The organism is Kocuria sp., assembly GCF_030536815.1.
GTDB lineage: Bacteria > Actinomycetota > Actinomycetes > Actinomycetales > Micrococcaceae > Kocuria > Kocuria gwangalliensis.
The window spans coordinates 34,253-51,828 of record NZ_JAUNPE010000004.1; the positions used below are offsets into that span (position 1 = coordinate 34,253).

Below are 17,576 nucleotides of genomic sequence, written 5' to 3' on the forward strand. Positions count from 1 at the left end.
CCGGGAACAGCCCGCAGATGCGAACCGTTAGCATGGTTGAAGAAGCATGCACATGGAAGGGACGGGCGTGAGCACACAAACCACCGGGCAACCCGAGGTGCGCAACACCAAGCAGCGTCGGGCCGTTGCCGGGGCCCTGCGAAGCCTCGATGATTTCATTTCCACTCAAAATCTGCACCGTCGCCTCCAGGACGAGGGCCAGTCCGTGTCCCTGGCCACCACCTATCGGATCCTGCAGTCCATGGCGGACACCGGAGAGGTGGACGTGCTGCGCAATGCGGAGGGCGAGGCCATTTACCGCCGCTGCGAGGCCGAACACCATCACCACCACTTGGTGTGCCGCTCGTGCGGCGCCGCGGTGGAGCTCGAGGCCCCCGCGATCGAGCGGTGGGCGGATGACACCGCCAGCGAGCACGGGTTCACGAACGTGGATCACACGGTGGAGATCACCGGCATCTGCGGCAACTGCGCGCGCGAGTCGCGCTGACGGTGGCGGCTCAACGTCCCCGCGACATCCTTCTGGTGCGCAACGGGGATTCCCCGCTGGCCCGCCAAGCCTGCGACCGTGCCCGCGGGATTTTTCACGCCGGGGGTTACAACGCCGTGTTCCTGGACGCGCCGTCGGCGACCGAGCTGTCCGAGGCCCTGACCGACACCGTGCGATCTCGAGCTGCGCACGTGGCCGCCGTGGTGGCGGTCGGCGGGGACGGCATGGCCCATCTGGTCCTTCAAGTCCTGCATGAGGTGGGGCAACAGGGCGTGGACGTGGCGTTCGGGCTCATCCCGGCGGGTTCGGGCAACGATCTGGCCAGGTTCTGCGGGATTCCCACCCGTGATACCGAACGCGCGGCCGGCCGCGTGCTGCGCGGCCTGGAAACCCCCTCGCAGCACATGGACCTGTTGGCCGTGGACTGCGCGGACGGCTCCTCGCACGTGTGCGCCACCACCGTGTGCCTCGGTCTGGACGCCCGCGTCAACGCGCGCGCCAATCGCTGGACCCAGATTCGGGTGCCCGCCAAGTACGCCGTGGCCCTCGTCTGGGAAATCATGCGGCTCACCTCACGTGACTACACGATCGACTACACGCGCCCCGACGGCGCTCGGCGCGTGGCGGATCGCAGGGCCACGTTCCTGTCGGTGGCCAACACATCGTCCTACGGCGGCGGCCTCACGATCGTGCCGCGCGCCGATCACCGGGACGGCCGGGCCGAGTTGTTCGCGGTGTCCGACGCCCGCCCGTTGCGCCTTTTGTTCCTGTTGCCGCGGCTGCTGCTGAAGACCCACGAGAACCTTGCCGAGATCGCGCTCGAACCGGTCACCTCCGTCACCGTGGTGCCCCACGGGACATCATCCGGTCCCACAGTGGCCCACGGGACGGTGACCCGATCGACGTCGGACCCCAAAACCCGGACCGAGAAGTTACCGCCGCACGTCGCTCACGGGGATGGGGAGCCCCTGGGCCCCCTGCCCGTGCGCGTGCGGATCCTGCCCGCCGCCGTGCGGGTGCTTTTCTGATCCGCCGCGGCGGTACGAGGAACCACGCTCACGGATTCCACGGATCACGCGGGTCAGCAACCAGATCGCAAAGGAAATGGTGGTCACGTAGGGGCTGATCGGGATACTGCCACCCAGGGCCAGCAAGATACCGCCGACCATGGACAGCTCGGCGAAGACCACCGACAGCACCACGGTGCGCGCCGGGGCCACCGTAAGGTTCATGGCCGCGGCGGCGGGAGTGATCAGCAGGGCGAGCACCAGCAGGGCGCCCACGATCTGGACCGACATGGCCACGGAGACCCCCAGCAGCACCATGAACACGATCGACAGGGTGCGCACGGGCAATCCGCGGGCCTCGGCGACCACGGGGTCGGTGCTGGCGAACGTGAGCGGACGCCACACGATCAGCAACCCGGCCACCACCACGATCGACAGCACAATCATCGACGTCAGCTGAACCGGGGAGACGGACACGATTTGACCGGTCAGCAGGGAGAACTTATTGGATGAGCGGCCCTCATAGAGCGACAGGAACAGGATGCCCAGGCCCAGCCCGAACGGCATGAGCACGCCCACGAACGAGTTGCTGTCCCGGGCGCGCAGACCCATGAAACCAATGATCAGCGCGGCCAGCACCGAGCCCAGCAGGGAACCGGTCACGATGTCCGAGCCGATCAGCAGGGCCGCGGCCGCCCCCGCGAAGGAGAGCTCCGCAATGCCGTGGACGGAGAAGGCCAGGTCGCGCATCATCACGAACGTGCCCACCAGCCCCCCGACCAGACCGAGCAGGGCACCGGCCCACAGGGAGTTGCTCAACAGCGCCAGCAGTTCGCCGTAATTGTCGAAGACGAACACGGAACTGACGATCGAGTCCCAGTCGACGGCTGCGGGGATCACGGAATGAGACCTTCCTGGGACGAGATGTGGTGGGTGTTGTCGGGTCGGCCGGTCACGATGATCCGGCCATTGCTGCGCAACACCTCGATGTCGGCGCCGTAAAGCTCCGACAGCACCTCGGAACGCATGACCTCATTGGGCGTGCCGATCTTGAAGGAGCCCCCGGCCAAGTAGAGGATGCGATCCACGTGATCGATGATGGGGTTGATGTCGTGGGTCACGAACACCACGGCGCTACCGGAATGCACGCGCTGCGCATTGACCAGCTCGCTCACGATGTACTGATGATTGAGGTCCAGGGACAGCAGGGCCTCGTCGCACAACAGCAGTTCAGGGTCGGTGGCCAGGGCCTGGGCAATGCGCAGCCGCTGTTGTTCACCGCCGGAGAGCAGACCGACCGGGGCATTGGCGTACTCGCCCGCCCCGACCTTCTCGAGCAGCTCGTCCACACGGTGGTTGACGGCGCGGCGGTGGAGTCTGATCCCCCACTTGTGCCCGTCGATCCCCTGGGCCACCAGGTCACGGGCGCGCAACGGTGTACGCGGTGCGAAACCGCCCTGCTGCGGGACGTAACCCACATGACGCGATGCCGCACCGGGGCGTTCGCCCGTCACGGAGACCGTGCCGCGCGTCAGCGGGAGCAGTCCGAGCAACACCTTGAGAAAACTGGTCTTGCCGGTCCCGTTGGAACCGAGCACGGCAAAGTACTCACCTTCGCGAATGGTCAGGTTGAGCTCGCGCCACAGCACGCGCTCGCCAAAGGCGAGTTCCGCGTTCTTGAGTTCGACCACTGCCCGGCCCGGTTCCCGTTGGGTGTCGGACCGGCTGCTCGCGGTGGTGCGTGTGGCGGATTGGGCCGCTGGAGTGTGAATGGTGTGTGCCACCTTGGTGGGAAGGGTCATCCGGGCCGTTACTTCACAGCCTGGGAGACCTGGTCGATATTGTCCTGCATCCATTGTTGGTAATTCTTGCCCTCGGGAAGGGTCTCGGAGAATTCCACCACGCTCACCCCCGAGTTCTCGGCATCCTCGCGCAGCTTCTCGGTCTGGCCCGTTGAGGTTTGCTGGTTGAACGCCAACAGGTCGATGTGACCGCTCGTGACCAGGTCCGTGGTTTCCTTCAGGACGGCGGGGGCCACGTCCGATTCCGAGTCGATGGCGGTCGTGAATTCCGCGGGAGTGTCATCATGCAGTCCCGCGTCCTGCAAGAGATATCCGGGCATCGGCTCGGTGGCCACGTAGCCACCCGAAGCGTTCAACGATTCGAGTTCGCTCTTCATTCCGGACAGCTGGTCGTTGAGCGATGCCGCGTTGTCCGTGAACTCCTGGGAATCGTTCGTGTTGATCTCCCCCAGTTGTTCGGCAATGCGTTCGGTCAACGTCTGCATGGTGTCCAGGTCGTACCAGACGTGCTCATTGAATCCGCCGGGAGCGTGACTGTGGCCTTCGTGGCCCTCTTCATCATGCGCGTGATCGTGCTCCTCGGCCACCTGCTCCTTGCCCTCCAGATCGGACACGTCCACCGCATTGACGACCGTTTGCGAATCCGTGGTCATGTCCTCCATGAACGCGTCGTAGCCACCGCCGTTGAGGATGACCACGTCCGCCTTCTCAATGGTCAGTCGATCCTGCGGGGACGCCTCGTAGGAGTGGGGATCCTGGGCGGCGGAGTCAATGACGGGCGTGACGTCCACGTGGTCGCCGGCGACCTGTTCCACCAGGTCCGAGTACACGTTGGTCGAGGTCACCACCGTGATCGCGTCCCCGTCCGACGCCGCCGCGTCGCCTTGCTGGGCATCCCCCGAGTTGGCCGAACAGCCGGTGAGCACCAGGGCACTCAAGGCGGATACGGCAACGACGGAACGCACGACGGTGCGGCTGGTGCGGGCGGGAACGTGTGCGGACACGGAATCATCTCCTCGGGGCCATTCTCAACAGTTCGCGGTTATTGAGAATGAATTGCATGTGGTCTGCGGAGAGCATACCACTAACCATTCTCAATAAGCCCAGGAGCGAAAACCGCCGCCGCAAGGGGCCGTCAGCTCCAGGATTCCGAGCGCGGGCGACCCTCGTCGTAACCGGACTGCGACTGGATTCCCACCACTGCGCGGTTGCTGAACTGCGCGAGCGAGGTGGCCCCCGCGTACGTCATGGAGCTGCGCACACCGGAGGTGATGTGATCAATCAGGTCCTCAACCCCCGGACGCTGCGGATCCAGGTACATCTTGGAGTTGGAGATACCTTCTTCGAACAATGCCTTGCGGGCGCGAGCGAACTCGTCCTCCCCGCGGGTGCGGTGACGCACGGCCCGTGCGGAAGCCATTCCGAAGCTTTCCTTGTAAGCGCGACCGTTCGCATCGATGTTGAGATCGCCGGGGCCCTCGTGGGTGCCGGCGAACCAGGACCCGACCATGACCTGACGCGCTCCGGCGGCAAGCGCGAGGGCCACGTCACGCGGGTGCTTCACGCCGCCGTCGGCCCAGACGTGTTTCCCGAGGTCGGCCGCGGCATCCGCGCATTCGACCACGGCGGAGAACTGGGGTCGGCCCACGGCGGTCATCATGCGGGTGGTGCACATGGCCCCGGGGCCCACACCGACCTTCACGATATCCGCGCCGGCGCCGATGAGGTCGCGCACGCCGTCGGCGGAGACCACGTTCCCGGCGACGACGGGGACCCGCAGGTCCAGGGCGCGCACGGCCTCCACTGCCTGCATGGCCTTGATCTGGTGGCCGTGGGCGGTGTCGACCACGAGCACGTCGATGCCGGTGTCGAGCAGCGCTGCGGCCTTCGCGGCCACGTCACCGTTGATTCCCACGGCTGCGCCCACCTGTAACCGGCCCTGTGTGCCGAGGGCGGGTTGGTAGATGGTGGAGCGCACCGCGCCCTTCTGGGTGAGGACTCCCTCGATCGCGCGCTCCCGCAGAACGGGGGCGACACTGAGCCGCGAGGCCGCCAGCTTGTCATAGGCGGAGCGCATCGCGGCATCGTGATCCTGGCCGGCGAAGTCCTCGGCCTGGAACACCGGGCCGTCCGTACGCATGACGTCCGTCAACCGGGTGAAGCGGTCCACGTCCTGGCAATCGGCGGCGAGCACCAGGCCGCGGTAGTTACCCTTCGCATCCGTGACGAGCACGGCCCCGTGAGGGCGTTTGTGCATGACCCCGAGCGCGTCATGAACCGTGTCCGTCTCGTGCAGCGTCACCGGGGTCTCGTACTGGGGTGAGCGGCTCTTGACCCAGTCGGTCACCTGGGCGATGACGTCCAGCGGGATGTCCTGCGGCAGGATGCCCAGGCCGCCGCGGCGCGCCATGGTTTCGACCATGCGCCGGCCGGTCACCGCCGTCATATTGGCCGCCACCAACGGAATGGTGGAGCCGGTGCCGTCGCCCGGGGACAGATCCACGTCAAAGCGGGACGTCACCCGGGAGCTGGAGGGCACCAGGAAAACGTCGTTGTAGGTGAGGTCGGTACTGGGAGTGGTGAGGAATCGCACGAGACCCCATACTACGGGCCTCTCAGGTGCCCCGTCAGGCAGCTCATCAGGGGTCCCTCACGGACGAACGGCGAGACTTACCGAAGGGTCAGGATGAACTGGCCAGGCGGTGTTCGCCTCATTAGACTGTTGGCTTAGTACGGCCTTATGAGAATTAAGGCCACCACGTCCGCCCGCGGAGACACATACCGCTGGCACCACCGACCGGTGGTGGTCTACCGAGCAACCACCGGAGCACACCGTCATATGGAAGAGGCGTATCTCCCGTGCCAGAGCAGCCGCACCACCTGATCCCCGAAGAATTCGCCGGTAACGAATGGCTCGTCGACGAGCTGTTCGAGAAATACCAGGACGACAAGAACTCCGTGGACAAGAAGTGGTGGCCCATTTTCGAGGAAATGAGCAAGGGCTCTGACTCCGACACTGCATCTCCCTCGACATCCAACAACGCTGCCACAAAGCCAGCCGCCCCGTCCAAGGCGCCCGCCTCTGCTTCCACCCAGGAGAACAAGCCCAAGGTGACCCAGGAAAAGCCCGCCCCGGCGGCCAAGTCCACCGCCGGCGCACCCAAGCGCGCCGCGGCGCCGTCATCGACCACCGGAGGCTCCAAGGCCAAGGGCCGACCCGAGGGCGTGGACCAGGAATCCAACGGCGGCGAGGGCTCGGCCACCAAGCGCCCCATTCGCGCCCAGCCCGAGGTCAACGCCAAAGCGAAGGCCAAGGAGCAGGAACCCAAGACCGAGGCTGAGGACAAGGTCACCAAGCTGCGCGGCCCGGCCAAGGCCGTTGCGGCGAACATGGACGCCTCCCTCACGGTTCCGACCGCCACGACCGTGCGCGCCGTGCCCGCAAAGCTTCTGATCGACAACCGCCTGGTGATCAACAGCCACTTGTCGCGCAACCGCGGTGGCAAGGTGTCCTTCACCCACCTGATCGGCTACGCCGTGATCCGCGCGCTGGCCAACTACCCGTCGCAGAACGTTGTGTACGCAGAAGTGGACGGCAAGCCCGCCGCGATCCAGCCGGCCCATGTGAACTTCGGCATCGCGATCGACATCCCCAACAAGGACGGTTCGCGCAACCTGGTGGTGCCCAACATCAAGGGCGCCGAGGACATGACCTTCATGCAGTTCTGGACCGCGTACGAAGACGTGGTCAAGCGTGGCCGGTCCGGCGAACTGACCATGGACGACTACCAGGGCACCACGGTGTCCCTGACCAACCCGGGTGGTATCGGCACCGTGCACTCCGTGCCGCGGTTGTCCAAGGGCCAGGCCTGCATCGTGGGCGTGGGCGCACTGGACTACCCCGCCGAGTACAAGGGCGCCTCCCCGCGCACCACCGCGCGCCTGGGCGTTTCCAAGATCATCACCCTGACCTCCACCTACGATCACCGTGTGATCCAGGGCGCGGGTTCCGGCGAATTCCTGAAGCTCGTGGAGCACTACCTACTGGGCGGGGACGACTTCTACGACACCATTTTCGAGGCCCTGCGCATCCCCTACGAGCCCGTTCGCTGGGCCGTGGACAACCAGGTCAACCCCGAGACCCAGATCAACAAGGTCGCTCGCATCCAGCAGCTGATCCACGCGTACCGCGTACGGGGTCACCTCATGGCCGACACCAACCCGCTCGAGTACGTGATGCGCAAGCACCCGGACCTGGACATCCGCAGCTACGGACTGTCCCTGTGGGACCTGGAGCGTGAGTGGCCCACCGGCGGTTTCGGTGGCCAGGACCTGCTGACCCTGCGCGTGATCCTCGGGCGGCTGCGTGACGCGTACTGCCGCACCGTGGGCGTCGAATACATGCACCTGCAGAACCCGGAAGAACGGGAGTGGTTCCAGGACAAACTGGAGCACGATTACCAGAAGCCCGCCCGCGAGGAACAGTTCCGCATCCTGGGTCGCCTCAACGCGGCCGAGGCCTTCGAGACCTTCCTGCAGACCAAGTACGTGGGTCAGAAGCGCTTCTCGTTGGAGGGCGGCGAGTCCCTGATCCCCCTGCTCGACGCGATCATTTCCGACGCCGCTGACGAGTCCCTGGCCGGCGTGGGTATCGCCATGGCCCACCGCGGCCGCCTGAACGTGCTCACCAACATTGCCGGTAAGTCCTACGCACAGGTCTTCCGCGAGTTCGAGGGCAGCCAAGATCCCCGCTCCATCGAGGGCTCCGGCGACGTGAAGTACCACCTGGGCACGGAGGGTGTCTTCACCTCGGACAACGGCAACGAGACCCAGGTCTACCTGGCAGCCAACCCGTCCCACCTGGAAGCCGCGAATCCTGTGATCGAGGGCATCGCCCGCGCCAAGACGGACGTTCTGGGCGCCGGGCCCGAGGGGGACGGCACGTTCCCCGTGCTGGCCGTCCAGGTCCACGGCGACGCCGCCATGGCCGGGCAGGGCATCGTGTACGAGGTCATGCAGATGTCCGGTCTGGAGGGCTACCACGTGGGTGGCACCATCCACGTGGTCGTCAACAACCAGATCGGCTTCACCACCTCGCCGTCCGGTGCGCGCACCTCCACGTACTGCACGGACGTGGCCCGTACCATTCAGGCCCCGATCTTCCACGTGAACGCGGACGACCCCGAGGCCGTGACCCGCGTGGGTCAGTTGGCCTTCGAGTACCGCCAGCGCTTCCACAAGGATGTCGTGATCGACCTGGTCTGCTACCGCCGCCGCGGCCACAACGAGGGCGATGATCCCTCGATGACCCAGCCGCTGATGTACTCCCTGATCGACGGTAAGCGCTCCACCCGCAAGGTCTACACCGAGAACCTCGTGGGCCGCGGTGACATCACCCAGGAAGAAGCCGACCGCGCGCTCAAGGACTACCAGGAGCGTCTGGAACGGGTCTTCGCGGAATCCCACGAGGCTCAGACCTCCACGGTTCCGCTGGTCACCGGCGACGCCGCCGCGATCGCCAACATCGAGCGCCCCTCCGCCCAGCAGGCGGACTCGGGAGTCTCGATCCCCAAGTCCACGGCCATCACCGAAGAGGTTGCCCGCCGCATCGGTGAGGCTCACGTGGACACCCCGGAGGGTTTCACCACCCACCGCAAGCTGCAGAAGCTGTTGGAGCGCCGCAACGAAATGACCCAGAAGGGCGGCGTGGACTGGGGCATGGGCGAGCTCATGGCCTTCGGTTCACTGCTCATGGAGGGTGTGCCGATCCGGTTCTCCGGTCAGGACGTGCGCCGCGGTACCTTCACACAGCGTCACGCGGTGTTCTTCGATGCCGAGAACGGCTCCGAGTGGGAACCGTTGAACAACCTCTCCGGGGATCAGGCCAAGCTGTCCATCTACAACTCGCCTCTCTCCGAGTACGGTGTGCTGGGTTTCGAATACGGCTACTCCGTGGAACGCCCCGAGGCCCTGACCGTGTGGGAGGCGCAGTTCGGTGACTTCACCAACGGTGCCCAGACCATCGTGGACGAGTTCATTTCCTCGGCCGAGCAGAAGTGGGGTCAGCGTTCCTCGCTGGTCCTGCTCCTTCCCCACGGCTTCGAGGGCCAGGGCCCGGACCACTCCTCGGCACGTATCGAGCGGTTCCTGACCCTGTGCGCCGAGCGGAACATGACCGTGGTCAACCCGTCCACCCCGGCCAACCACTTCCACCTGTTGCGCCGGCAGGCCTACTCGCGCCCGCGGCGCCCGTTGATCGTGGCCACGCCCAAGCAGTTGCTGCGTCTCAAGGCGGCCGCCTCCCCCATTGAGGACTTCACGCAGGGCACGTTCCAGCAGGTCATCCCGAATGTCTCGAACCTGGACGATTCCAAGGTCACGGACGTGATCCTGGTCTCCGGTCGCCTCTACTACGATCTCGTCACTCAGCGGGAGGAGTCAGGGGACCACTCCACGGCGATCATTCGTGTCGAGCAGCTCTACCCGCTGCCCCTGAACGAGATCAAGAAGGAACTGGCACGCTACCCGCAGGCTCGCATCATGTGGGCCCAGGACGAGCCAGCCAACCAGGGTGCGTGGCCGTTCATGGCCGTGAACCTGGTGCCTGAAGTGGACCGCCCGATTCAGCTGGCCTCGCGCCCGGCTTCCGCTTCCCCGGCCAACGGTTCCGCCAAGCGTCACGCGAAGGAGCTGGAGACCCTGGTGCAGCAGGCCTTCGACCGCGGCGAGTAATCAGCACTGCGCTGCGGCCCCGCGGGATCGGGGCCGCAGCGGACACGTTTTCCCCTCGGTGGCCATCGTGGTTTACGGTGGCCACCGAGACACGTTATGAGCAAAGGAAGAGGAATAGTGGACCAACGCAGGATCCGCATTGTGGCCGTCGGTGACGAACTGCTAGCCGGTGTGGAAGACCCCCGTGCCCTGGGCTGGTTCGGTCGAGTGCTGGCGCGTACCCCGCGGGACATCGTGCCCGTGGACGCTTACAACCTGGCTGCGCCCGGTGAGGGCAGTGAGTCCCTCAACGAGCGCTGGTTCGACGAAGCCTCCCGCCGTTTCGATTCCACGTGCGACAACCGTTTGGTGATCGCGCCCTCGGCCATGGACGTGGAGCTGGACATCACCTCGGCCCGTTCGCGGTTGAACATGGCCAATATCGTGGATCAGGCGACCCAGAACAACATCAAGGTGCTGGTGGTGGGTCCCCCGCCCACGCTGGACCCGGAACGCAACCGCAGGATCGCCGATCTCTCCGCGGCCTTCGGTGACGTGACCACCCGCCGCCAGCACGTGTACGTGGACACGTTCAACCCGCTGCAGCACCACGAGCAGTGGCGCAAGGACCTGGCCGCCAACCACGGTCATCCCGGGCAGGCCGGCTACGGTTTGATGGCCTGGCTGGTGCTCCACCGCGGTTGGTACAACTGGCTGAACCTGCCCGAACCCCGATAGAGCGCGAGCACCGTGGGCCTTCACCGGCCGGTCAACTCGGAGTAAACGCCAGGTTGTGAGATACTGGCGGACGGTGCCCAGACGAATCAACGCAGGAGGTACACCATGAGCAAGCGTGGACGTAAGCGCAAGGACCGCCGCAAGAACTCTGCGAACCGCGGAAAGCGGCCCAACGCCTGAGTTCTGTGCAGTACGACCAACGCCCGCAACCGTAACGGTTGCGGGCGTTGTCATTTCTTCAAACCGCAATGCGGGCCGCTGTTACGGGCCTGCGGTGGTTGTTGCGCGGTGGTCGTTGCTCTGCCGTGAGAGCGGTGGCGCGGAGCGGTGAGAGCTAGGCCGCCGGGTGATCGCTGCAGTGCGCGTCAATGCGCGTGAGGATCGATTGTTTGAGCTGCGCGGGGGCAGTCTCCGTGCAGGATCGCTTGATCACGGTGCGGATCACGCACTCCAAGTTGTACTCGCGCTCGCATTCGGGGCAGTCGGTGAGGTGCGCGTGGATCTCCTCGAGATCCTCCTTGGTCAGGGCACCGTCAAGGTATTCGTAAATGCGACGGATGCGCTCATCGGTGCAGCCGTTCTGGCAGTCGTTGTCAGCCATTGGTTCAGCCTCGGTCCTTCGATGTTGTCTCGCCCTTGGACTTCTTGGTCCCCTTGGAGGTGTCGAAACCTCGCTCGGTGGCGTAGTCGGCCAGTTTCTCCCGAAGTAGCTTGCGGCCTCGGTGCAGTCGAGACATCACGGTGCCGATGGGCGTGTCCATGATCTCGGAGATCTCCTTGTAGGCAAAGCCTTCGACATCGGAGAAATACACGGCGAGTCGGAACTCTTCGGGAAGTTCTTGCAGCGCCCGCTTCACATCAGAATCCGGTAGGTGGTCCAGGGCCTCGGCCTCTGCCGATCGCAGCCCCTTGGACGTGTGGGATTCGGCCCGGTGCAGCTGCCAATCCTCCACCGTGTCCGTGTTGGCCTGGCGCGGTTCGCGCTGCCGTTTGCGGTACAGGTTGATGTAGGTGTTGGTCAGGATCCGGTACAGCCACGCCTTGAGATTGGTCCCGGGCTTGTACTGATGGAACGCGGAGAAGGCCTTGGTGTAGGCCTCCTGGACCAGGTCCTCGGCATCGGCGGGGTTACGGGCCATGCGCAACGCGGCAGCGTACAACTGGTCCACGTACTGCATGGCGTCTCGTTCAAAACGTTCGCGGCGCTGCTGTGTGGTTTCCTGGCTGACGTCCACCGGCTCGGCAGTGTCCTGTACCCGCGGCTCAAGCTCTTCATGATCTTTCATCACGGTCCAGTCTACGGTCGGGGCGGTGACGATCATGCTCTACCTGCCTTCCGTGGGCCGCGTGGTCGATCCGGGTTGAGGACCCGCTGTGTGGCGCTTGCTGTCTACTGGTGAATAACACGGCGGACCCGCCGCACTATTCCCGTGCGTTGGTCAGTGGCGCCCCGTTAGGATGAAAGACGTGCCCTCCCGGAAATGCCGGGACCAAAAGGAGGAACCATGAGCATCGTTCGTCGTCTCGCCCGTCCCCTGCTCGCCACCGGTTACATTGCCGGCGGCGTTGAAGCATTCCGTGACTCCTCGGCCGCCGCCGAGAAGCTGGACCCGGTCCTGAAGCAGGTGGAGCAGGTACTGCCGCAGGTCCGTCCCGTGACCGCAAACCGCGCCCAGGTGGCCCAGGGCATTGCGGCGGCCCAGGTATTGGCCGCTTCCGCCCTTGCGTTGAGCAAGTTCCCCCGCCTGTCCGCATCGGTGCTGCTCGGCACCACCGCAATCAACGGGTTCGTGCAGTACCAGTCCGCGGATACCTCCACCAAGGAGGGCACGTCCCAGCGCCGCAGCAACGTGTTCAAGAACCTCTCGTTGGTCGGTGCCGTGATGATTGCCTCCGTGGACACCGCCGGCAACCCCTCGCTCGTCTGGCGAGCAAGCCACCTGGCGGATGACGTTCGTAAGAACGCCGCCAAGGTGTCCAAGGACACCAAGAAGAAGTTCGCCCAGGCCGAGAAGGCCGTCCAGGACGCGGTCAGCCACTAAGGCCCGGTCACACAGTGAATACGCACAACGGCTTGTCGCACACCGAACCCCATTGGGCCGCGCCCTTTACCGGCGATCGCCCGGTGAGCGGATCCGTGGCCATTCCCGGTTCCAAATCGCTCACCAACCGGTACCTGGTCCTGGCGGCCCTGGCCTCCGAGGCATCGGTGGTGCGCAAGCCGTTGTATTCACGTGACAGCCAACTCATGATCGCTGCCCTCCGGCAGTTGGGTGCGGTCATCGAACCGATCGGCGCGCCCGGTCCCTTCGGCGCGGATCTCAGCATTACCCCCATCCCCGAGGGCCCCGCCGCTGATGCACGCCGCCCCGAGCTGTGCCACATCGATTGTGGGTTGGCGGGCACGGTCATGCGTTTCGTGCCGCCGGTCGCGGCCCTTCTCAACGCGGACACCACGTTCGACGGCGATCCCCACGCCCGAGTGCGCCCCATGGGTCCCGTGATCCACGGCCTGCGCGATCTGGGCGTCACGGTTCATGACGAGGGCAGCGGCACCCTGCCACTCACCGTCTCGGGAACCGGTAGCGTCCGTGGCGGCACCGTGCGCATCGACGCGAGCGGCTCCTCACAGTTCGTCTCCGCCCTCATGCTGGCTGCCGTGCGCTTCGATGGCCCTTTGGTGCTCAAACACGAGTCCGACGGCGCCGGGGTCCCGTCCCTGCCCCACGTGGCCATGACCGTGGAGGTGCTGCGCGAGGCCGGTGTGAACGCCACGCGCATCAGTGACACCGAATGGCGGGTCGAACCCACTCGGATGCCCGGGCTGGACGTCACCGTGGAACCGGACCTCTCCAACGCCGGCCCGTTCCTGGCCGCGGCCATGGTCACCGGCGGCACCGTGAGCATCCCGGATTGGCCCTCCCACACCACCCAGGGCGGCGATCACTGGCGCTCGATCCTGCCGCAGTTCGGCGGCACCGTTGACCTCGCGGGCGGTGTCCTGACCGCAACCGGTCCGGCCCAGCTCAGCGGCGTGGACCTGGACCTGTCCGAGGCCGGCGAGCTCGCCCCCACCGTGGCCGCCATGTGTGCGCTGGCCACCGGCCCATCGCAACTACGAGGCATTGCTCATCTGCGCGGCCACGAAACCGACCGCCTCGCGGCCCTGCGCACCGAGATCAACCAGCTGGGTGGCAACGTGGCGGAGACGGCGGACGGGCTCATCATTGATCCCGCGCCCCTGCACGGCGGACTGTTCCACAGCTACGACGACCACCGCATGGCCACCGCGGGCGCCATCATCGGTCTTCGCGTGGCGGACGTGAGCGTGGAGAACATTGGCACCACCGCCAAGACGCTGCCCGATTTCTCCCGGATGTGGACCACCCTGGTCAACCATGGCGCGTAATTCCAGCGCCCACCGACAGTGGGACGAGTCCGATGTCCGAGTGCGAGCCAACAAGAAAGGCTCACGCCCCCGCACCAAACAGCGCCCCACCCACGAGGATGCGGTGGTGGCCCGGGTGATCGCCGTGGATCGTGGCCGCTACACGTGCGTGGTCAATGAGCACAGCCGTGATCAACGCACCGTGGTGTGCATCCGCGCCAAGGAGTTGCGCCGCAACCCCATCGTCCCCGGTGACCAAGTGGGAGTCGTGGGCGATGCCAGCGGCGCCCCGGACACGCTCGCCCGGATCGTGCGCATTGAACCCCGCGCCACCGTCCTGCGCCGCAGCGCGGACGACACCGACCCCGTGGAGCGCGTCATTGTGGCCAATGCGGACCGGCTGGTGCTGGTCCTGGCCACGGAGTCCCCCACGCCGCGCACCGGCTTTGTGGACCGTGGTCTCGCGGCGGCGTCGGACGCCGGCATCACCCCCGTGATCTGCATGACCAAAACCGACCTCAAGGACCCGGCCGGGTTCCTCAGCTACGTGGCGGCGCTGGACGTCCGGACCGTGTCGACCGAGCCCTCGGATGCCCTCGGTGGCCGCCCGGCCGCGGGCGTCCACGAGGAATCCCTGGCCATCTCGGAGGAATCCGTCGGCCGGCTCCGCACCATCTTGGACGGGCACATCAGCGTGTTCCTGGGCCCCTCCGGCGTGGGGAAATCAACGCTGGTCAACGCGCTCACGGGCTCGCAACGGGCCACCGGCGGTGTCAATGACGTGACCGGTCGCGGCCGCCACACGTCCTCCTCCGCCCGGGCCCTCCGCATGCCGGACACCTCCCCCGGAACGTGGGTCATCGACACCCCCGGTATTCGCTCGCTCGGTCTGGCCCACGTGAGCGAGGAGGAACTCATCAACTCGTTCACGGACCTCGTCCCCGCCACCGCGGACTGCCCGCGTGGCTGTCTGCACACCCAGGACTCCCCCGGTTGCGCGCTGGACGAGTGGGTGCGGCGGCCCGAGGCCTCTCCGGCCGCACCCCTGAGATTGGAGTCGCTGCGCAGGCTGCTCGCTGCCTCGCGAGGGGAAACACAGGCGGGCGCCGACGAAAAGCACCTGGGACAGGCGATAACGTAGAGATCATGCGACCACCCAGCAGTTACACGGATGATCTCCGTCTCGCGCACATTCTGGCCGATTCTGTGGACGGGCTGACCATGCGTCGGTTCAAGGCCCAGGACCTCCACGTGGAGACCAAACCCGATCTCACCCCCGTCACGGACGCGGACCGCGAGGCCGAATCGGTGATCCGTTCACAACTGGGCCGGGTGCGTAATCGCGATGCCGTGATCGGCGAAGAGTTCGGCACCAGCGGATCCGGTTCCCGGAAATGGGTGATCGACCCGATCGACGGCACCAAGAACTTTGTGCGCGGTGTGCCCGTGTGGGCCACGCTCATCGGGCTGATCGAGGACGACCAAGTGGTGGCCGGTGTGGTCTCCGCACCTGCCCTGAATCGCCGCTGGTGGGCCGCCCTGGGTTCGGGCGCCTTCACGGGTCGCTCGTTGTCGCAGGCCACGCGGTTGTCCGTGTCATCGGTCAACCAGCTCTCTGATGCTTCGCTGTCCTACTCGTCCCTGACCGGCTGGCGGGATCTGGGGGTGCGTGATCAGTTCATTGAGCTGACCGACTCCGTGTGGCGCACGCGCGCCTACGGTGACTTCTGGTCCTACTGCCTGGTGGCCGAGGGCGCCGTGGACATTGCATGCGAGCCCGAGCTCAACCTCTATGACATGGCTGCCCTGGTGCCCATCGTCACCGAGGCCGGCGGCCGCTTCACCTCACTCAAGGGCCAGGACGGCCCGTTCGGCGCCAACGCGATTGCCAGTAACGGGGTGCTTCACGACGCCGCTCTGGACATTCTGGGCACACGCGAAACGTCCTAGGGCCGGAACCCACTGGCACCTACCCTTAACCACCTCGTGCCCCGGGCGGCCGAGACGCCCGCGTGGAGCGGCGTCGTCGACCGTGCCGGGGCACGATGCCGTGGGAGGCGCGTTAGCTGTTGATACCCATGTTCTGGTTGACGGCGTCCTGAACGCACTGCTCGTACGCGGTCTGGGAACCGGAGTCGATCAGCGGCAGGCAATCGCTGACCATGTCGAAGGCCCAGAAGAACAGGACCGCCATGATGATGCCGCCGATGATTGCCAGGATCGAGAGCACGATACCGACGATCGGCAGCGCCTTGGAGGCTCCCGGGGTCTTCTTGAGCTTGGACAGTCCAACAATTCCGAGGATCAGACCGACCAGACCAATCAGGCCGCCGATGCCCAAGAACCAGAAGGTCAGGATGCCGATGATGCCCAACACGAGCGAGGCGATGCCCAGGCCGTGTCCGGCGGGCTTGCCGTTGCCGTAATAATTCTGGTTGCCGTAGGGCTGCTGGTTGTAGTCGTTCTGGTAGTACGTGGGGTTGTTGGCCCCGCCCGGGCCGTACGCCTGGTTGCCGTACTGGTCGTTACCGTAACCCTGGTTGCCGTAGCCCTGCTGGCCCTGGTTGCCGTACTGGTCATTGCCGTACTGCTGATCACCGTACTGCGGCTGGTTGCCGTAGCCCTGGTTGCCGCCGTATTGGCCGTAGTCGGGCTGCTGCGAACCGTAGTTCTGCTGCGGCCGGTCGTAGGCGTTGTGACCGAAGGTCTGGTCGTTGCCCTCCACGCGCTGACCGTACTCGGGCTGGTTGTTGCCCGAGGTGTGTCCGGAAGCGGAGGAAGAACCGGACTGCGGCTCGTTGGGACGATCGCTCATGGGATGCACCTACCTGTCTGTCTAGTCTGGTCTGTTCGTGGGTTCTGCGCCCAAGTCTTCCACAGGGTGCCGACGGACTCAGGAGTTACACACGCTCGTTTTCTCTCAGCGTGTTCCAGCTGCCGGGCATGAAAAAAGCCCCGCGTATCAACGCGAGGCTTTCTCCCAATACGGGAAATTTGTGGAGATGGGGGGAATTGAACCCCCGTCCGATGCAGTATTGTCAGGGCTTCTCCGGGTGCAGTGTGCTGATAGGTTTCTCAGTTCCGGCCATCCCGCACACAGGTGGCCGCCGAACTCAGTTACGTAAGAGTCCCACGAACGCCCGTAACCTGCGTTCGCAGCAGTGACCTTCTAGCTGATGGCAGGATCCAGGTCGAAGGTGAACCTGGGCTGCCAGACTGCTGTCGCTACTTACGCAGCGAGAGCGAAGTCAGTGCGCTTGGATTTGGCACTTATATTTTTACAGAGAGCGTTTACGAGATAACTCTGTATCCTCGACCCGCTTCCCCTGTCTCAACTCACATCGTCGAAACCGATCATCCCCGTATTCAATTACCAACCCGCTCCCTCTCGGTCGCGGACACATCAGCTTACGCCCGCCAGATGTAACGCGTCAACACCGGGA

15 protein-coding genes and 1 other RNA gene are annotated in these 17,576 nt (G+C 65.4%); 8 read left to right on the plus strand and 8 right to left on the minus strand.

What is annotated here, in order from left to right:
* The first annotated feature begins 67 nt into the window (after positions 1-67).
* Together Q4E95_RS01205 and Q4E95_RS01210 are read left to right on the plus strand one after the other, a co-directional pair.
* Positions 68-487 (plus strand): Fur family transcriptional regulator, encoded by a 420-nt coding sequence (locus Q4E95_RS01205; protein WP_303381597.1) that lies wholly within the window; start codon positions 68-70, stop codon positions 485-487.
* Between the two features lie 2 nt (positions 488-489).
* Positions 490-1,515, plus strand: coding sequence for a diacylglycerol kinase family protein (locus tag Q4E95_RS01210; protein WP_303381598.1), 1,026 nt, complete (start codon positions 490-492; stop codon positions 1,513-1,515).
* On the opposite strand, the gene Q4E95_RS01215 is transcribed toward Q4E95_RS01210, so the two are convergent.
* The 4 genes from Q4E95_RS01215 to Q4E95_RS01230 form a co-directional block, all read right to left on the minus strand.
* Positions 1,420-2,394, minus strand: coding sequence for a metal ABC transporter permease (locus Q4E95_RS01215; RefSeq protein WP_303381599.1), 975 nt, complete (start codon positions 2,392-2,394; stop codon positions 1,420-1,422). The two genes, Q4E95_RS01210 and Q4E95_RS01215, sit on opposite strands and share 96 nt — an antisense overlap.
* Positions 2,391-3,296 (minus strand): metal ABC transporter ATP-binding protein, encoded by a 906-nt coding sequence (locus tag Q4E95_RS01220; protein WP_303381600.1) that lies wholly within the window; start codon positions 3,294-3,296, stop codon positions 2,391-2,393. Before Q4E95_RS01220 ends, Q4E95_RS01215 begins: the two co-directional genes overlap by 4 nt.
* An 8-nt stretch (positions 3,297-3,304) precedes the next feature.
* Complete coding sequence (locus Q4E95_RS01225) at positions 3,305-4,300, minus strand: metal ABC transporter solute-binding protein, Zn/Mn family (protein WP_303381601.1); 996 nt, start codon at positions 4,298-4,300, stop codon at positions 3,305-3,307.
* 131 nt (positions 4,301-4,431) lie between these two features.
* The gene (locus Q4E95_RS01230) at positions 4,432-5,889 is read right to left on the minus strand and encodes a GuaB1 family IMP dehydrogenase-related protein (protein WP_303381602.1); all 1,458 of its coding nucleotides are present in this window, start codon (positions 5,887-5,889) and stop codon (positions 4,432-4,434) included.
* Between the two features lie 266 nt (positions 5,890-6,155).
* Between Q4E95_RS01230 and Q4E95_RS01235 the strand changes: the two genes are divergently transcribed.
* Entirely contained in the window at positions 6,156-10,028 is a 3,873-nt protein-coding gene (locus Q4E95_RS01235; RefSeq protein WP_303381603.1) for a multifunctional oxoglutarate decarboxylase/oxoglutarate dehydrogenase thiamine pyrophosphate-binding subunit/dihydrolipoyllysine-residue succinyltransferase subunit, read from the plus strand.
* Between the two features lie 117 nt (positions 10,029-10,145).
* Entirely contained in the window at positions 10,146-10,745 is a 600-nt protein-coding gene (locus tag Q4E95_RS01240) for a GDSL-type esterase/lipase family protein (RefSeq protein WP_303381604.1), read from the plus strand.
* Positions 10,746-11,079: 334 nt separating this feature from the next.
* Here the strand turns inward: Q4E95_RS01240 and rsrA are convergent, their stop codons facing one another.
* Together rsrA and Q4E95_RS01250 are read right to left on the minus strand one after the other, a co-directional pair.
* Positions 11,080-11,346, minus strand: a complete 267-nt coding sequence (gene rsrA / locus Q4E95_RS01245) for a mycothiol system anti-sigma-R factor (RefSeq protein WP_303381605.1) — start codon at positions 11,344-11,346, stop codon at positions 11,080-11,082.
* A 4-nt stretch (positions 11,347-11,350) separates the two neighbouring features.
* Positions 11,351-12,031, minus strand: coding sequence for a sigma-70 family RNA polymerase sigma factor (locus tag Q4E95_RS01250; protein ID WP_303381606.1), 681 nt, complete (start codon positions 12,029-12,031; stop codon positions 11,351-11,353).
* Between the two features lie 219 nt (positions 12,032-12,250).
* Here Q4E95_RS01250 and Q4E95_RS01255 point away from each other — a divergent pair, with 219 nt between their 5' ends.
* The 4 genes from Q4E95_RS01255 to hisN are packed head-to-tail and all read left to right on the plus strand — an operon-like array spanning position 12,251 to position 16,083.
* The gene (locus Q4E95_RS01255; protein ID WP_190780098.1) at positions 12,251-12,787 is read left to right on the plus strand and encodes a DoxX family membrane protein; all 537 of its coding nucleotides are present in this window, start codon (positions 12,251-12,253) and stop codon (positions 12,785-12,787) included.
* A gap of 32 nt (positions 12,788-12,819) precedes the next feature.
* Entirely contained in the window at positions 12,820-14,154 is a 1,335-nt protein-coding gene (aroA, locus tag Q4E95_RS01260) for a 3-phosphoshikimate 1-carboxyvinyltransferase (protein WP_303381607.1), read from the plus strand.
* Complete coding sequence (locus Q4E95_RS01265; RefSeq protein ID WP_303381608.1) at positions 14,144-15,274, plus strand: ribosome small subunit-dependent GTPase A; 1,131 nt, start codon at positions 14,144-14,146, stop codon at positions 15,272-15,274. Before aroA ends, Q4E95_RS01265 begins: the two co-directional genes overlap by 11 nt.
* Positions 15,275-15,279: 5 nt before the next feature.
* On the plus strand, positions 15,280-16,083 hold the full coding sequence (gene hisN, locus Q4E95_RS01270; protein WP_303381609.1) for a histidinol-phosphatase: 804 nt from the start codon (positions 15,280-15,282) through the stop codon (positions 16,081-16,083).
* Between the two features lie 112 nt (positions 16,084-16,195).
* On the opposite strand, the gene Q4E95_RS01275 is transcribed toward hisN, so the two are convergent.
* Both Q4E95_RS01275 and ssrA read right to left on the minus strand, forming a co-directional pair.
* Entirely contained in the window at positions 16,196-16,948 is a 753-nt protein-coding gene (locus Q4E95_RS01275) for a hypothetical protein (protein WP_303381610.1), read from the minus strand.
* Between the two features lie 179 nt (positions 16,949-17,127).
* Positions 17,128-17,495: a transfer-messenger RNA gene (gene ssrA / locus Q4E95_RS01280) on the minus strand.
* Between the last annotated feature and the right edge of the window lie 81 nt (positions 17,496-17,576).